This window comes from Candidatus Pelagibacter sp. uisw_091 (assembly GCF_059512525.1).
Genome location: NZ_CM183455.1, coordinates 220,881 through 237,521 on the forward strand (window position 1 = coordinate 220,881; position 16,641 = coordinate 237,521).

19 protein-coding genes and 1 pseudogene are annotated in these 16,641 nt (G+C 29.3%); 18 read left to right on the forward strand and 2 right to left on the reverse strand.

What is annotated here, in order from left to right; all coding sequences use genetic code 11:
• Positions 1-53 precede the first annotated feature (53 nt).
• From AC5YGA_RS01165 to msrB, 12 genes are all read left to right on the forward strand, one after another.
• Positions 54-1,616, forward strand: a complete 1,563-nt coding sequence (locus AC5YGA_RS01165) for a 2-isopropylmalate synthase (protein WP_415308792.1) — start codon at positions 54-56, stop codon at positions 1,614-1,616.
• 2 nt (positions 1,617-1,618) lie between these two features.
• Entirely contained in the window at positions 1,619-2,656 is a 1,038-nt protein-coding gene (locus tag AC5YGA_RS01170; RefSeq protein ID WP_415308794.1) for a rod shape-determining protein, read from the forward strand.
• A 5-nt stretch (positions 2,657-2,661) separates the two neighbouring features.
• Positions 2,662-3,537 carry a rod shape-determining protein MreC gene (gene mreC / locus AC5YGA_RS01175; RefSeq protein ID WP_415308796.1) on the forward strand — a complete coding sequence of 292 codons (876 nt, stop codon included), beginning with the start codon at positions 2,662-2,664 and terminating at the stop codon, positions 3,535-3,537.
• Positions 3,534-4,055 (forward strand): rod shape-determining protein MreD, encoded by a 522-nt coding sequence (gene mreD, locus AC5YGA_RS01180; protein ID WP_415308798.1) that lies wholly within the window; start codon positions 3,534-3,536, stop codon positions 4,053-4,055. Before mreC ends, mreD begins: the two co-directional genes overlap by 4 nt.
• Complete coding sequence (gene mrdA, locus AC5YGA_RS01185) at positions 4,045-6,009, forward strand: penicillin-binding protein 2 (protein WP_415308800.1); 1,965 nt, start codon at positions 4,045-4,047, stop codon at positions 6,007-6,009. Before mreD ends, mrdA begins: the two co-directional genes overlap by 11 nt.
• On the forward strand, positions 6,010-7,131 hold the full coding sequence (gene rodA / locus AC5YGA_RS01190) for a rod shape-determining protein RodA (RefSeq protein WP_415308802.1): 1,122 nt from the start codon (positions 6,010-6,012) through the stop codon (positions 7,129-7,131).
• A gap of 66 nt (positions 7,132-7,197) precedes the next feature.
• A complete protein-coding gene (locus tag AC5YGA_RS01195; RefSeq protein ID WP_415308803.1) occupies positions 7,198-8,439 on the forward strand; it encodes an NAD(P)/FAD-dependent oxidoreductase in 1,242 nt (413 codons plus the stop codon).
• Positions 8,440-9,336, forward strand: coding sequence for a DMT family transporter (locus AC5YGA_RS01200; RefSeq protein ID WP_496170011.1), 897 nt, complete (start codon positions 8,440-8,442; stop codon positions 9,334-9,336).
• On the forward strand, positions 9,329-10,279 hold the full coding sequence (locus AC5YGA_RS01205) for a D-2-hydroxyacid dehydrogenase family protein (RefSeq protein WP_415308807.1): 951 nt from the start codon (positions 9,329-9,331) through the stop codon (positions 10,277-10,279). Before AC5YGA_RS01200 ends, AC5YGA_RS01205 begins: the two co-directional genes overlap by 8 nt.
• 8 nt (positions 10,280-10,287) lie before the next feature.
• Complete coding sequence (locus AC5YGA_RS01210) at positions 10,288-10,776, forward strand: hypothetical protein (RefSeq protein WP_415308809.1); 489 nt, start codon at positions 10,288-10,290, stop codon at positions 10,774-10,776.
• A gap of 32 nt (positions 10,777-10,808) precedes the next feature.
• The gene (locus AC5YGA_RS01215; RefSeq protein ID WP_415309359.1) at positions 10,809-11,030 is read left to right on the forward strand and encodes an FkbM family methyltransferase; all 222 of its coding nucleotides are present in this window, start codon (positions 10,809-10,811) and stop codon (positions 11,028-11,030) included.
• A 3-nt stretch (positions 11,031-11,033) separates the two neighbouring features.
• The gene (gene msrB, locus AC5YGA_RS01220) at positions 11,034-11,405 is read left to right on the forward strand and encodes a peptide-methionine (R)-S-oxide reductase MsrB (RefSeq protein WP_415308810.1); all 372 of its coding nucleotides are present in this window, start codon (positions 11,034-11,036) and stop codon (positions 11,403-11,405) included.
• Between the two features lie 20 nt (positions 11,406-11,425).
• Here msrB and grxC read toward each other — a convergent pair whose 3' ends face one another.
• Positions 11,426-11,680, reverse strand: a complete 255-nt coding sequence (gene grxC / locus AC5YGA_RS01225) for a glutaredoxin 3 (protein WP_415308811.1) — start codon at positions 11,678-11,680, stop codon at positions 11,426-11,428.
• 3 nt (positions 11,681-11,683) lie between these two features.
• A complete protein-coding gene (locus AC5YGA_RS01230; RefSeq protein ID WP_168607274.1) occupies positions 11,684-11,980 on the reverse strand; it encodes a TIGR03643 family protein in 297 nt (98 codons plus the stop codon).
• A 135-nt stretch (positions 11,981-12,115) separates the two neighbouring features.
• Here AC5YGA_RS01230 and AC5YGA_RS01235 point away from each other — a divergent pair, with 135 nt between their 5' ends.
• The 6 genes and pseudogenes from AC5YGA_RS01235 to AC5YGA_RS01260 all read left to right on the forward strand — a co-directional run bounded on the left by AC5YGA_RS01235 (position 12,116) and on the right by AC5YGA_RS01260 (position 16,641).
• The gene (locus AC5YGA_RS01235) at positions 12,116-12,730 is read left to right on the forward strand and encodes a LysE family translocator (protein ID WP_415308812.1); all 615 of its coding nucleotides are present in this window, start codon (positions 12,116-12,118) and stop codon (positions 12,728-12,730) included.
• A gap of 93 nt (positions 12,731-12,823) precedes the next feature.
• Positions 12,824-13,393, forward strand: a pseudogene (locus tag AC5YGA_RS01240) (carbon starvation induced protein CsiD); the annotation flags it as partial.
• A gap of 199 nt (positions 13,394-13,592) precedes the next feature.
• Positions 13,593-14,279: a hypothetical protein gene (locus AC5YGA_RS01245; protein ID WP_415308814.1), complete on the forward strand. Its 687-nt coding sequence runs from the start codon at positions 13,593-13,595 to the stop codon at positions 14,277-14,279.
• 86 nt (positions 14,280-14,365) lie between these two features.
• On the forward strand, positions 14,366-15,133 hold the full coding sequence (locus AC5YGA_RS01250) for a pyrroline-5-carboxylate reductase (RefSeq protein ID WP_415308816.1): 768 nt from the start codon (positions 14,366-14,368) through the stop codon (positions 15,131-15,133).
• Positions 15,134-15,139: 6 nt separating this feature from the next.
• Entirely contained in the window at positions 15,140-15,934 is a 795-nt protein-coding gene (locus AC5YGA_RS01255; RefSeq protein ID WP_415308818.1) for an ABC transporter ATP-binding protein, read from the forward strand.
• Positions 15,934-16,641, forward strand: a complete 708-nt coding sequence (locus AC5YGA_RS01260; protein WP_415308820.1) for an ABC transporter ATP-binding protein — start codon at positions 15,934-15,936, stop codon at positions 16,639-16,641. The genes AC5YGA_RS01255 and AC5YGA_RS01260 overlap by 1 nt, the downstream gene beginning before the upstream one ends.

The window sequence follows — 16,641 nt, forward strand, 5'->3', positions numbered from 1 at the left end:
ATTTTGCAATATCTATTATAGATTGTATTATAGATTTTCTAAAATTATTGGTTATGAGCGATAAAGATAAAGTTTTTATATTTGATACTACAATGCGTGATGGTGAGCAATCACCGGGGGCATCAATGAGTCTTGAGGAAAAAATTCAAATAGCAAGAATTTTTGATGAATTAGGCATAGATATTATTGAAGCTGGATTTCCAATTGCTTCTCCTGGTGACTTTGAAGCTGTTACCGCAATCAGTAAAATTTTAAAAAACTCAATTCCATGTGGACTATCAAGAGCAAGCAAAAAAGATATAGACGCATGTTACGAAGCATTAAAATCAGCTCCAAGGTTTAGAATTCACACCTTCATTTCAACAAGTCCACTGCATATGAAATTTAAGTTAAATAAATCTCCCGAGCAAGTTATTGAAGCAATAAAAGAAAGCGTAACTTACGCAAGAAATCTTACAGATGATGTTGAATGGTCATGTGAAGACGGAACAAGAACTGAGATGGATTTTATGTGTAAAATAGTTGAAACAGCAATTAGCAGTGGTGCAACAACAATAAATATTCCAGATACTGTTGGATATACTATCCCTTCAGAATTTAATAAAATTATAACAACATTAAAAAATAAAGTTCCAAATATTGAAAAAGCTATTTTATCTGTTCATTGTCATAATGATTTAGGGCTTGCTGTAGCAAATTCTTTAGCTGGTGTTTCAGCTGGTGCAAGACAGGTTGAGTGTACAATTAATGGAATAGGTGAAAGAGCGGGCAACGCTGCACTTGAAGAAATTGTTATGGCAATAAGAACAAGAAATGATTTGATGCCTTATACAACTGGAATTAAAACAGAATTATTAAGCAAAGCTTCAAAAATTGTCTCTAATGCAACTTTTCCAGTACAATTTAATAAAGCAATTGTTGGAAAGAATGCCTTTGCTCATGAAGCGGGTATTCACCAAGATGGAATGCTTAAAAATAGAGAAACATATGAAATTATGACACCAGAAAGTGTTGGAGTTAAAAAAACTTCATTAGTAATGGGAAAACATTCTGGAAGACATGCATTTAAAGAAAAATTAAATGATCTAGGATATGCAGATATTACAGATGATATAATTCAAACTGCATTTGGTAAATTTAAGATTTTAGCTGATAAGAAAAAACATGTTTACGATGATGATATTGCAGCTTTAGTTGATGAAAGTATGATTTTAGATAAACATGTAATTAATTTGAAGTCATTAAAAGTTTTTGCAGGAACTGGTGAACCACAAAAAGCAGAAATGACTCTTGATGTTTATGGTGAAGTTAAATCAACGTCAGAAACAGGAGATGGCCCTGTAGATGCTATCTTTAAATGTATAAAAATTTTATACCCACACGATGTAAAATTACAATTGTATCAAGTTCATGCCGTTACAGAGGGAACCGATGCACAAGCTACAGTAAGCGTTAGAATTGAAGAAGATGGAAAAACTACAGTAGGTCAAGCAGCTGACACAGATACATTAGTAGCTTCAGCCAATGCGTATTTAGGTGCTTTAAATAAAATGATAATAAAAAGAAAAAAAACTGCTCCAATAGAGCATGAAACTCAGAAAATGAAGGGAATATAAGAATGGCTAATTGGTTTAAAAACATAACAAACATTTGGAGTCAAGACATGGCAATTGATCTTGGTACAGCTAACACACTTGTTGTACTTAAAGGACAAGGTGTAGTTCTTAATGAACCATCAGTAGTTGCGATAGTGGAAAACATGGGAAAAAAAACTGTGTTAGCTGTTGGTGATGAAGCAAAAACAATGCTTGGAAGAACTCCTGGCAATATTAGTGCTATCAGACCGTTAAGAGATGGTGTGATTGCTGACTTTATTGTGACTGAAGAAATGATTAAGCATTTTATCAAAAAAGTACATAAAAATAAAACTTTTGCAAATCCTAGAATTTTAATTTGTGTTCCAACTGGATCTACTCCAGTTGAAAGAAAAGCAATTCAAGACAGTGCATTAGCAGCAGGTGCAAGAAGAGTTCAGCTAATCGAAGAACCAATAGCAGCAGCAATTGGAGCGGGTCTCCCAATCTCAGAAGCCACAGGATCAATGGTTGTAGATATTGGTGGAGGTACTACAGAGATAGCAGTTATGTCATTAGGAGGTCTTGTTTACTCAAAATCATTAAGAGTTGCAGGTGATGCAATGGATTCTGCTTTAGTTAACTATATGAGAAAAGAATACAATCTTATGATTGGTGATAGTACTGCTGAAAAAATTAAAAAAGAAATTGGTACGGCAATTCCATCAAATAGCAATACTTACGCAGTAAAAGGTAGAGATCTAAGGTCGGGAACACCTAAGGAGGTGAATATTACTGAAGAAGATACAGCAGAAGCCTTAAATGATATTTTAAAAGAAATGGTAAATGGCATAAAGGATGCATTAGAAAATACTCCACCTGAACTATCTGCTGATTTAGTAGACATGGGATTAACTCTAACAGGTGGTGGGGCATTACTTAAAAATATTGATAAAAGGTTTTCTAAAGAAACAGGATTACCCGTGCATGTTGCTGACGATCCTTTAGCATGTGTAGCAATAGGCACAGGAAAAGCTTTAGATCAAGAAGAGACTTTTTCTACCATGTTATCTGAATATTAAGAATAATGGAATCAAGCAGAGACGATTTTGTAATAGCAATAAGATCTGCTCTATTAAAAAAAGGAACTCAACAAAGATTTTCACTATTAGGCTTAATTTTTTTTTCTATAATTTTTCTGGTTTTAGGTAGTTTAAATTTTAAAGTTATAAATTATATAAAAATAGGTATTAACGAAATAGTTTATAGATCTTCTTTTATAGTTTCTGCTCCAGAAAATTTTATAAAAAATAATTATCTTATAGTTCAAAATCATCTAAATCTTTATAAAGTAAATGAAAAAAATAAATCAGAATTAGCAAGTTTAAAAGCCAAAGACCTTTTGAATGAATTTATAATTTTAGAAAATAAAAAATTAAAAAAAATAATTGATGATTATTTAGTTAAATCGAACACTATAATTGCAAAAGTTTTAAGTGATAAAGGCAGTCCATTTTTAAGATCGGTCATCATTAATAAAGGTAGCAAGCATAAAATTAACCTTGGCATGGTAGTTATGGATGGAGAATATCTTGTTGGAAAGGTAGTGGAGGCCAATTATCTTTCATCAAGAGTATTGTTGCTTTCAGATCTGAACAGTAAAATACCAGTTATTATTGAGCCAAATTCAGTGTTTTCGATACTATCTGGAACAGGTGAGAATAATGGAATTATTCAATACAGTAAAAAATATAAAAATATTAAAAATGGTTCTATTATTTACACTTCAGGAGTAGGTAGTTTATTTAAAGCTGGGATACCAGTAGGTAGAATCAATACAAGTAAGCTTAAAGAAATTCAGAACGGAAAAAATTCAGAAGAAAAGAAAGTTGAGTTCTTTTCAGATTTTTCTCAATTAAGATTTGTAAAAGTTCTTTCATTTAAAAAAAGTGAGGATGAATGACGGAATTAAAGAATAAAAGTATTGTTAGAAAGGCACTATCAAGTATGCCAATAATTTTACTTTATATGTCAGTTTTAAATGATTATGACTTCAATTATATGGGATTAAAATATTTTTCATTTAATTTTTCATATATTTTGATATTTTATTATAGCTTAAAAAAAAGTGTAAGTTTAGGATATATCTACATTTTTATAGCAGGCTTATTTAACGATGTTGTTCTAGGAACCCCAATTGGCCTAAGTAGTTTAATGTATTTGGTACTTTGTGGTGCTGCTGCCTACCTTAGAAATATTACTTTAAGACCAAGCTTAATTAAAGACTCAATTTTTTTTCTTATAACAATATTAATTATAAATTCATTACTATTTATGATTTTAAGTTTTATTTTTGATTTTAAATTAGATTATTCTGAACAAGTAATAAATATCATATGGACATTTTTATTATATTTTCTATTTTCAAATTTATTCGATTTTTTTGGAAATTACTTTGTAGGTAGGAATAATGCTGGGTGAAAACTTTGGTGTAAAGAAAATACAAACCATTAATAGAAGAATGTTCATTATTAGTGCTGCTAAAATTATTGTATTTACTGGAATAATAGCCAAATTATTTTCATTACAAATTACAGAAAACAAAAAATACTTAACTCTTTCTGATAAAAACAGACTACGTGAATGGAGATTGCCACCAATTAGAGGTGAGTTTTTAGATTATTTTGGAAATGTTGTTGCTGGAAACCTAAAAGTATATCAATTACATGTTATTCCAGAAGAGGTAGAAGATTTTAAATATTTAATGGTTAGATTAAAAGAAATTTTAAAAATTAGTAATAATGAATTTAAGAAAATTATAAAACAAAAAAATAATCAAAAATCATGGGAAACTTTAATCATTTCTAAGAATTTAACTTGGGAACAGTTTACAAAAGTCAATTATTTTTTACACGATTTAGTAGGAGCAAAGCCAGTTCTATCAGTTTCTCGCAACTACCCATTTGATGAAAATTATACACACATTTTGGGTTACGTAAGTGAGGCTAGTAAGAAAGATATTTTAAACAATGACATGATAAAAGCTAAACATGTACCAGGTCTTAAAGTAGGAAAAACCGGTTTAGAAAAAAAATTTGAGAATGAATTAATAGGCACTAATGGCATCCAAAGATATGAAGTTAATGCCTATGGAAAAAGAATTAGTCAGCTTGATCATACAGATGGACTAAATGGCAAAACAATCCAACTAACAATTGATACGGAAGTTCAGAAGTTTTGTAATGAACTTTTAAAAGAAGTAGCTGGCTCAATAAGTGTAATGGATATTTATACGGGTGAAATAGTTGCTATGCAATCGTCTCCATCATTTAACCCCAACTTATTTCTTTTTGGAATTAACCAAGATGATTGGCAATTAATTAGAAATAACCCATTAAAACCATTGGTTAATAAAACTTTATCAGGCTTATACTCACCAGGTTCAACATTTAAACCAATGGTAGCACTATCTGCTCTAGAAAATGGGATTATTGATGAAAATTTTAAAGTTAACTGTACAGGAAAAACTGAAATGTATGGACAAACTTATCACTGCTGGAAAAAAAAAGGTCATGGTGTCGTAAATTTAAAAAATGCAATGAAGCAGTCATGTGATACTTATTTTTATGAAATTGCAAGGAAGCTTGGTGTAGATCGTTTAAAAGAAACATCTTTAAAGTTTGGTCTTGGAGAAAAAGTTTTAAATGAAACATTTGAAAATGAGAAAAAAGGATTAATTCCTGATACTAAATGGAAAAAAAATAACTTGGGAAAAGGCTGGGTTATAGGTGAAACATTAATTACAGGTATTGGACAAGGTTATACTCAAACCACACCACTTCAATTATGTCAAATGACAGCTCAACTTGCAAATGGTGGTTTTAAAATTTACCCTAAAATAATAGTCAAAAAAAATGATAAAATAGCAGAAGACATTAGAATTATAATGAATGAAAATCGCAAACAACTAGATAGAAAAAATAATGGATTACAAGAGTCAACAGACCTTTTGGCATTTTTAAATAAAAAAGAATATGAACCTTTATTTAAAAATTCAAAAAATATAAAACTAGTTAGAGAAGCAATGTTTGCTTCAACCAACGAAGTTAGAGGAACATCTTACTCATCTAGAATTGATGATCCAAAGTATCAATTTGCTGGAAAGACAGGCACATCACAAGTTAAAAGAATTACAAAATTAGATAGAGAGCTTGATTTAAAAACATTTGAAATTCCCTATAATGAAAGAGATCACGCATTATATATAGCTTTTGGACCATACAAAAATCCGAGATATGCCTTAAGTATTGTTGTTGAGCATGGTGGATCTGGTAGTTCTGCTGCAGCACCTCTTGCAAAGAAACTTTTTAAGTTAATCATAGATCGACACGAAATTAGGGAAAAAACTAGAATTCAAAGAGCTATAAAAATATAAATGTTATACAACTCATTTAATACACAACAAACTTTTATTCAAAAATTAAAAAAAATTGATTATATTTTATTAATTTGTATTTTATTACTTGGTCTAGTTAGTGCATTAGCTATGTATTCAACAGATGGGGGAGAAATTTTATTTCATAGTAAAAGCCATATATCAAAGTTTTTAATTTTTTTCCCAATGATGATTTTTTTATCATTTCTTAATATAAAATTTTGGCATACCTTTGCTTATTTTTTTTATTTTATTATTTTACTTTTTTTAATATGGGCTGCTTTATATGGTGTCAAAGCTTCAGGATCTCAAAGATGGATAAATTTATATTTTATTAACTTGCAACCCTCTGAATTAATGAAGATTGCAATAATAGCATGTCTTGCAAAATATTATCATCGGATACAACTCAACCAAGTTAATTCAATAAAAACTATATCTATTGCCGTATTAATTTTAAGCCTACCAATTATGCTAGTTATAATTCAGCCAGATTTAGGAACCTCAATTTTAATAGGATTAAGCGGTATAGTTGTTATTTGGCTAGCTGGAGTGAATATTAAATATTTTATATATTCTTTAATATCTTTATTGATTTCAATGCCTTTTGCTATTTCATTTTTACAACCATATCAAAAATTAAGAATTTTAACATTTCTTAATCCTGATAGAGATCCTCTAGGTGCAGGGTATCAAATTATCCAATCTAAAATAGCAGTTGGGTCAGGTGGATTAACTGGTAAAGGGTTTTTAAAAGGTACTCAAAGTTATTTAGAATTTTTACCAGAAAAACATACAGATTTTATTTTCACACTATTTGCCGAAGAACATGGTTTTTTAGGTTCATTAGCTTTATTGTTAGTCTACATAATTATTATTTATAGAGTTTTAAAAATCGGAGCGATCTCAAGAAGTTATTTTGCTAAACTATTTTGTTATGGTTATGGATCTTCTATATTTTTTTATGTAACTGTAAATATGTGTATGGTTTTGGGTTTATTGCCTATAGTTGGATCTCCACTACCTATTATGTCTTATGGTGGATCTTCAATGCTAGCTACAATGATCGGATTTACAATTGTTATGAGTGCTAAGATTAATCACAAGCAACTAATAGCCTAAGTTTTAAAATCTTATTTGTCGAATTTGTCGCGAGAAAATTTATATTTAAGAATTATATAATACGATATGGAAAAAAAATTTAAAATTGGAATTGTAGGAGCTGGAATTCAAGGTATTTCCAATGCATTATTTTTACAAAAAAAAGGTTTTGATATAACAATTTTTGACAGAGATGAACCAGGTAGTCCTGCTGCATCTTATGGTAATGCGGGCCATTTTTCTCCATATGCATCTGTTCCAATAAATAGACCCGACGTTTTAACAGATGTTCCTGCTATGCTCTTAAGCTCAACGGGTCCACTTGCACTTAAGTGGAACTATGCTCCAAAAATGATACCTTGGTTTTTACAATTTATAAGAAACTGCACTACAAAAAGAATGATGCACACTGCTAAAAATATGCATCAGATTTTAGACTTAGCATTACCTGCTTATGATGAATTATTTGATGAAATTGATCTTGGTGGGCTTGTTGAAAGAAAAGGTATTTTATATATTTGGAATGACCAAAGCTTAAAAAGTAGAGAATTAGAAATTAAAGTTAGAAATGAACTAGCTGTTGACCAACAAGTAGTAACTCCAAAAGAAATTCATGATTTAGAGCCAAATCTAAGACCTATTTACCACGGTGGGGTTTATTATCAATATGGTAGACATGCCAGGAATCCTAAAAAGATACTTTTAAAACTTTATGATCTTTTTTTGAAAAAAGGTGGGAAGTTTTTAAAGATGAATATTGAAAAAATAAACTTTAATGATGAAAAACCGGTTATAAAAACAGAAACACAAAGCTTTATTTTTGATAAAATTGTTATTGCTTGCGGATCATTTTCAAAAAAATTAACAGATAATTTAGATGAAAGAATACCTCTTGATACTGAAAGAGGGTACCATGTTCATTTTAAAGATTGTGATCATCTTTTAAGTAGACCAGTAATTTTTCAAAATAGAGGATTTGGTATTACACCAATGGAACAAGGACTTAGAGTGGTAGGGACAGTTGAATTTGGTGGATTAGATAATCCCTTATCAAAATCAAGAGTTAAAAATTTAATTAATAATGCAAAATATATGATGGGTGACTTACCTGAACATGAAGATGAGTGGCTTGGTTTTAGGCCGACACTTCCCGATTACTTGCCCGTAATAGGACCATCAAAAAAATACAAAAATGTTTTTTATTGTTTTGGTCATCATCATTTAGGATGGACTTTAGGGCCAATTTCAGGGAAAATAATCTCAGGAATGATTGCTGAAGAAAATACAAACTTAGATTTGAAACCATATAGCTCCCTTAGGTTTAGCTAAGTGACAAATAAAAACAATATTGCTTATATTTTTTTATTTTTTGCAACTTTATTTTGGTCTGGAAATTTCTTAGTTGGAAAATTTGCTAGCCAATATCAAATACCACCTTTTTCATTAAATTTTTATAGGTGGCTTTTTGCTTGGATAATTTTAGCACCATTCACAATTCGGGAAATAATAAAAAAAAGAAACTACATTTTAGAAAACTATAAATATTTCATAATTTTGGGAATAACAAGTGTAACTATATTTAATTCAATTGTTTACTACTCATTAAATTTTACTCAAGTTATTAGTGGTGTATTAATGATATCAACAATACCGGTGATGATTATATTTATTTCATCAATTTTAAAAATAGAAAAAACTAATACTTTTCAAATATTAGGAGTTGCATGTTCTTTTATTGGAGTAGTCTTAATTATAACTAAAGCTAACCTTGGAATCTTATTAAATCTAGATTTTAATAAAGGTGATATTACAATGGTTTTTGGAATGTTGTCTTGGGCAACTTATTCTGCATTATTAAAAAAAAAACACAAACTATCTCAATTAACATTGTTAGAAGTTGTAATCTCATTTGGTTTTATTTTTTTAATTCCAATTTATTTTATAGAATATCAAATGGGATATAGAATTGTTCTTAATCAAAACTTTTACATTATCTTATTTTATGTAGTTTTATTTCCAGGTCTCACTTCTTTTATTTTTTGGATAAAGGGAGTTTCTTTAATTGGAGCTAATAGATCGGGTGTTTTTCTACATATGATGCCTGTATTAAGTGCAATTATGGCAATGATTATTTTTAATGAAAAATTTATGTTTTATCATATGTTGGGTGCAATATTTATTTTAACAGGAATCCTTTTATCAAATAAAAAAATTAAAAATGCTTAAAGTTGCAATCTTAGATGACTATCAGAATATTTCTCATGAGTTTGTTGATCTAAAAAAATTATCTGGAAAATATGAATTTAAGATATTCAGCCAACCTTTTTTAGATGAGGCAGATGCTATAGAACAACTATCAGATTTTGAAGCTTTATTAATTATGAGAGAAAGAACCCCTATCACTAAAAACTTAATCGATAATTTAAATAGTCTTAAATATATAATAACAAGTGGCTCAAGAAATAAAGCTATAGACTTGGCTGCTGCTAAAAAAAGAAGAGTGATAGTTTGTGGAACAGAAATTAATTTTGCAGGTACCACTGAATTAACGTGGGGTTTAATTTTAGGTTTAGCAAGGAATTTTAAGGAAGAAATTGATAATATGTACCAAGGATATTGGCAATCAACTATTGGCTTTGAACTTAAAGGAAAAATTTTAGGATTAATTGGACTTGGTAGAGTTGGTTCTGAAGTTGCAAAAATTGGTAAAGCATTTGGTATGGAAGTTATGGCTTGGAGTGAAAATTTAAATTTAGACGCATGTAAAGAATTAGGTGTTTTGCCATGTAATAAAGAAGATTTGTTACAAAATTCTGATTTCCTTTCTATTCATGTGCAGGCTGGTGAAAGATATAAAGAATTAATAAAATTAAAAGACCTAGACATGATGAAGAAAACTGCTTTTTTAATTAATACTTCAAGAGGGTCAATTGTTAATGAAGATGATTTAATTATTGCACTATCAACAAATGTGATTGCAGGTGCAGGGCTTGATGTTTATGAAAAAGAACCTTTGCCAGAAGGCAATAAACTAAGATTCTTACCGAATGCATTGTTGATGCCTCATATTGGTTATGTAACTGATGAAAACTACAGCATGTTTTATACACAAATGATTGAAGGTCTAGAAGCTTGTGTTAATAAAAAACCAATCCGAGTTATCGAGTAAAATTTAAAATGTCATCAAACTCTTTGTTTTTTAAAGTTACTAGAAAATATGAAATACTTAAAAAGATATACCTTTGGTACAATGTTTATATAAGAAACTTCAGGTATCACTTTATTAATTCCCATAAAAATTCACAATTTGGTGAAGAAAAATTGATCTTTAAAAATTTTAAAGATGAATTTATAGGTACATTTTTAGATATTGGATGTTTTCATCCTACTCGAAATAACAATACATATAAAATGTATAAAAGAGGATGGAGAGGTATTAATATTGATCTAAACCCTCTTTCAATAGATTTGTTTAATCTCGCAAGATCGGAAGATATTAATATATGCACAGCCATATCTGATAAAAATTCAACGACAGATCTATTTTTTATAGGTGATCTTGATACAAAAAATACAATTGAAGTAAATCAAAAGAAATTTCTAAAAAAAAATTTCTCTATAACAAAATTTGATAATAAAAAAAAAGAATTAAAACTAAAAAATTAAATGACATATTAAAGAAATATAAATTTTTTGATATAGACTTTATGAATATAGATATTGAAGGACATGAATTGAAAGTTTTAAAATCAATAAATTTTAAAAAATATAAGATTAAATTAATATGTATTGAAATTAACGATTATTATAATACATGGTCTAAAATGAACAATAAAAAAATTTTTAGTTTTTTAAAGAAAAAAGGTTATATTCAAAAAAATAAAACATCTGTAAATTATATATTTAAAAAAAATAATTAGAATATGTCAAAAAAAATTAATTCAAACTTGACTGCAGAACAAAAATTAATTTTATTTGAGGATGGCACTGAAATGCCAGGTACTAGCGAGTTAAACAACGAGAAGAGAGAAGGCAGTTATCATTGCACTAATTGTGGTGAAAAATTATTTGATTCAAATGCAAAATATGAAAGTGGTTCTGGCTGGCCTTCATTTTATCAATCACTTCCAGACGCTTTTGAAACTAAAACAGATACTTTATTAGGATACGAAAGAGTTGAGTATCATTGCAAAAAATGTGGTGGACATCATGGGCATATTTTTGAAGATGGACCCAACCCTACTGGAAAAAGATATTGTAATAATGGGGTTTGTTTAATTTTTAAACCAAAATAAGCTAATTTTCATAGTAATTGTTATTTTAATAAATCTTGTAGTTTATTTTCTTTTTCTAGAGCTCTAACATCATCGTAACCACCCATGTGTTGATCATCAAAGAAAATTTGTGGAATTGTTCTTTTACCATTAGCTTTTGTAATCATTTCATCCATTGCACCCTCAGCTGTTGCAATATTAATCTCTTTATATTCGACATTGTTTCTACTTAATAATCTTTTTGCTGCATCACAAAAATTACAAAGTGGTCCTGTATAAATAGTTACTAATTTCATATCTTATAAATAATCATTCTTTTTAATTTTACTAGTAATTTCTTTTCTCGAGTATTCAAATTTCTTTTTATGTTTAATGCTTTTTTGATTAACTCTTTTTCTCCACAATCTAAAAGAAACAGGCTTTATAGATCGTCTCATAATCTTAATTACTTCACCTTCTGTTTTTCCAGTCTTTTTTTCAATTTCCTCAAAAGTAATACGATCTGCCCAAGCAGCCCAGATGATCCAGTCAGGATCTGATATATGGGGTTCTGGGTTTTTAACTCTAGTTATTGGGGTGTGACCTTTTTTTTTCATAAATCCTTTATTTTCATTATATTTGAAAAAAATGATTAATGCATTTTATTTAAGCTCATGGTATTATGAAATCTAGATAGTCCATCTTAGCCATCTTTAGCTCCCGGTTTTTTTGGACTATCCTTAAACTTTAAAATGCTCCCTTTAAATTATTTCCTTTTTTTACAGATAATTTTATTTCTATTTATTACTCCAGGCACACCTAGAATTGTCATTATTTCTTATTCAATGAATTATGGAGTTCAAAAATGTATTTGGACAGCACTTGGAGATATTACTGCAAATTTTATTCAAGCAACTTTAGTAATTTTTGTTCTTGGATCTTTTTTTATTGATAATCCAAATTTTTTAAATACTTTTAAGTGGATTGGAATCGCCTATCTACTTTATCTTGCCTACGATCTCTATAAATCAAGACCAAAAGACGTAAGTTCAGGAAATATTTCATCAAAAAATTTTTTTTCTTTTTTTAAAGATGGTTTTTTAGTTGCAGGAACAAGTCCTAAGGCTTGGATGTTCTTTCCATTAATCTTTCCACAGTTTATTGACTTTAATTCGAATTATATTGTTCAATTTTTTATTTTGATCACAACGTATGTGGTATTAGATTTTTTGTCTCTAGTTGCTTACGCAGTACTTGCTAGAAAATTAATTGTATGGATAAAAACGAATCCGAAAACAATTAATACAATTTCAGCATGCGTTTTAATATTTATTGCATTAATTATTGCTTTTATTCAAAAGTATTAAATTACAATTTTTATTTAAGAATTGTTTGTTTTATAAATAAAGAATTTAATTTATCATCAAGTTTGTTTTAAAAAAAAATGAAAAAAATATTATGCAAGGTTTTTTGTCAAACATGAGGATAAAAGTGACTCTTATTTAAGAAAAGCATACACTAATATGGATCTTCATACTGATGGAGCTTATGTCAAAGAAATGACTAACTGGTTACTTATGACTAAAATTAAAGAATAAAATGTTGAAGGTGGAGAAACAGCAATGCTGCATCTAGACGACTGGGAACATTGTAATAATTTATTTAATGATCCGGTTGGTAAACAAAGTTTTATTTGGGGCTCTCCTAAAAGTAAAAATATAGAATATAAAGTGGAACATCCTTTTTTTTCAACAGATGAAGAAGGCAGGCCACACATTTCATATATCGATCAATTTCCTGAACCAATAAGGATGGAGCAAGGTATATTTTTGCAAAATCTTTTAGATGGACTCGAGGAGAGTAAAAATAAAATAATAATTAAGCTTCCGGTAGGCTTTTAAATTATTATAAATAATCACTTTTGGCTACATGGAAGAAAACCATTTAGAGAAAATAAGAAACTAAGTAGAGAGCTTTTAAGAATCAGAGGTGTTTTTTCAAAATTAATTGATTCTCATACAATTTTTTAAACTAGAAGTTGATAATATTTGAATTTATATTTTTTTTTAAAGAAGATAAATTATTGCCATTTTTACTGACTTTTTTAGTTGCAATAATGCAACAAATTTAAAAAAACGTTATTGTTAGTATAAAAAGTATTTAATTGATTGCCTCATTTAGTATAACTACTCCATATTAATATAACGATAACAATAAAGGCCTAATAATATGAATAAATTAATGACAACAGTTGCTGCAATATCTCTTGCTGCCATGACTGCGTCTGCTAACTCTTCTGAGTTTAGAGCTGGTGCGATCTTAAATGGTGCTGCTGATTACGCAACAGCTACAGAAACATTGAAGGATAGTGGAAGAAGACACACTCAAGAAGCTGTTTTAGCTCATAACTATTTCTCAGTATTTGCTGAATTTGCAATTGATGCTGGTAACGGAATAGCTTTTGGAATTGAGTACGCTCCAGAATCAATCGAGCTAGAAGCTGAAACAAGAGTTTTAGATCAAGATGCTAGACTTGGTGGTGGAACTAACGACGATGGAACACAAACAATCGATGGACAGGTTTCTGACCTATTAACTGTTTACGTATCTGTGCCACTTGGTGCAACAGGTGCTTATGCTAGATTAGGTTACAATACAGCTACCTTAGATACTAGAGAAACTCTTACTACTGGATCTACATATTCAAGTGTTGATATGACTGGAACTCAGTTAGGAGTTGGTTACATGGGTAACATTGGTGAAAGAGCTTTCTATAGAATAGAAGGTAATTACAATGCATGGGAAGATATAGCTGTAAATGGTTCTGAAGTTGGTGGAACTGCTGGTTCTTTCAATAAAATCGATGCTAAAATAACTGGTGCTTCTGCAAGATTAGCAGTTGGTATGGCATTTTAGTATTACTTAATTATTTTAAAAAAGCCCTCTTAGGAGGGCTTTTTTTTTGCCTAAAATAAAAATCATTATTGTTATACTATTAAAATATGAAATTAGGATTCATTGGAACAGGAAAGATTGCATCTTCAGTAATAACAGGAATCTTTAGTTCAAAAATAACTTTTATAAAGATACTAATTTCTTCAAGAAATAAACTAATTGCAACAAAGCTTAAAAAAAAATTTACGAAAATAATTATAGCAAAAAATAACCAAGAAATAGTTGATAATTGTGATTGGGTTTTTTTATCAATTACACCATCAGTAGGGCAAAAAATTATTAAAGAACTTAAATTTAAGTCTACACAAACTATTATTAGCTTTATATCTACAATTACTTTAATGGATTTAAAAAAAGCTATTAAAGTTAAAGCAAAAATTATAAGAGCAATACCTTTACCCCCGATTTCATTGAAAAAAGGGCCAGTACCTATCTGCCCTCCTAACAAAAAAGTTAAAAATTTTTTTAATAAGATAGGAACAACAGTTGAAATTAAAAATGAAAAATCTTCAATTAATTTCTGGTCTGCATCAGGAATGATGGCTTCTTTTTATGAATTGTTAAGAGTGATGACTGACTGGTTGGTAAAAAGAGGAGTTAAAAGAGATATTGCGCAAAAATATGTAACCTCTTTATTTCTAGCACTATCAGAAGACGCAGTGTTTAATTCAAAGAAAGATTTGAAACATTTAGTAAAAGAATCTCAAACTCCTAAAGGATTAAATGAGCAAGGTGTGAAAGAATTAACAAAAGCTGGTTTTTATAAATCTTTTGAAAAGACACTCAACAATATACATAAAAGGTTAAATAAATAAAATTTCATGGATCAACAACAGAATATTTTACAAATTGAAAATTTATCAAAATATTTTGGAGGTTTAGCAGCAGTTTTAGATTGCTCTTTAAAAATTAAAAAAGGATCTATTACAGGTATTATAGGACCTAATGGATCAGGCAAAACTACCTTATTCAATTTAATTGCTGGAAATTTAAAATCTTCTCAAGGAAAAGTATTATTTAATGATGAAGATGTAACTGACGTTCCATCATATGAATTATTTTCTAAAGGTATTTTAAGAACATTTCAAATAGCACATGAGTTTACTAATCTTTCTGTACTTGAAAATTTGATGATGGTACCAGCAAATCAATCAGGTGAAAATCTAATGACAGCTTTACTAAAACCTACTTTAGTTAGAACAGAAGAGTTAGCTGTAAAACAAAAGGCTCAAGATGTGGTTGATTTTTTAAATCTTACTCATTTAAAAAACGAATTAGCTGGAAATTTATCAGGTGGTCAAAAAAAATTATTAGAACTTGGAAGAACAATGATGGTTGATGCTAAATTAGTATTACTTGATGAAGTAGGAGCAGGAGTTAATAGAACGCTACTTAAAGATCTTGGTACTGCAATTCTTAAATTGAATAAGGAAGAAGGATATACATTTTGTATGATTGAACATGATATGGAATTTATAAGCAGGCTATGTAACCCAGTTATTGTTATGGCAGAAGGTTCAGTTTTATTTGAAGGAACTGCTGAGGATGCAAAGAAAGATGAAAAAGTTATCGAAAGTTATTTAGGTAGAGGATCAAAGCTAAAGGATGAAAACTAATGGCTTTTTTTGAAGGTCTAAAAATGACAGGTGGTTATGGAAATGGACCTGATATTATTAACTCTTGTTCAGTTGATGTGAATAGAGGTGAAATAGTTTCTATACTTGGACCTAATGGAGCGGGCAAATCAACAGCAATGAAAGCTCTACTAGGACTTTTAAATTTAAAATCAGGCTCTGTTATAATTGATGGTAAAAATATTTCAAAACTTTCTCCACAGGATAGAGTGAAAGAAGGTATTTCATTTGTACCACAAACTAAAAATGTATTCTCTGGAATGAGTGTTGAAGAAAATTTAGAGATGGGAGCTTATTTAAGAGAAGATAGTTATCAAAATATTATAGAAGAAATTTATGAATTATTTCCAATACTTAGAGAAAAAAGAAATCAATTAGTTGGAGAATTATCTGGAGGTCAAAGACAGCAGGTAGCTCTTGGTAGAGCATTAATGATAAAACCATCTGTGTTAATGTTAGATGAGCCTACTGCTGGAGTTTCCCCCATAGTAATGGATGAATTATTTGATCATATAATTAAAGTGAAAAGAACCAATGTTGCAATTTTAATGGTTGAACAAAATGCTAAGCAAGCACTTAATATTTCTGATCGAGGATATGTATTAGTTACAGGTGAAAATAAATACTCAGGAACAGGAAAAGAATTATTAAATGACCCAAGAGTAAGAAGCTCTTTTTTAGGTGGATAA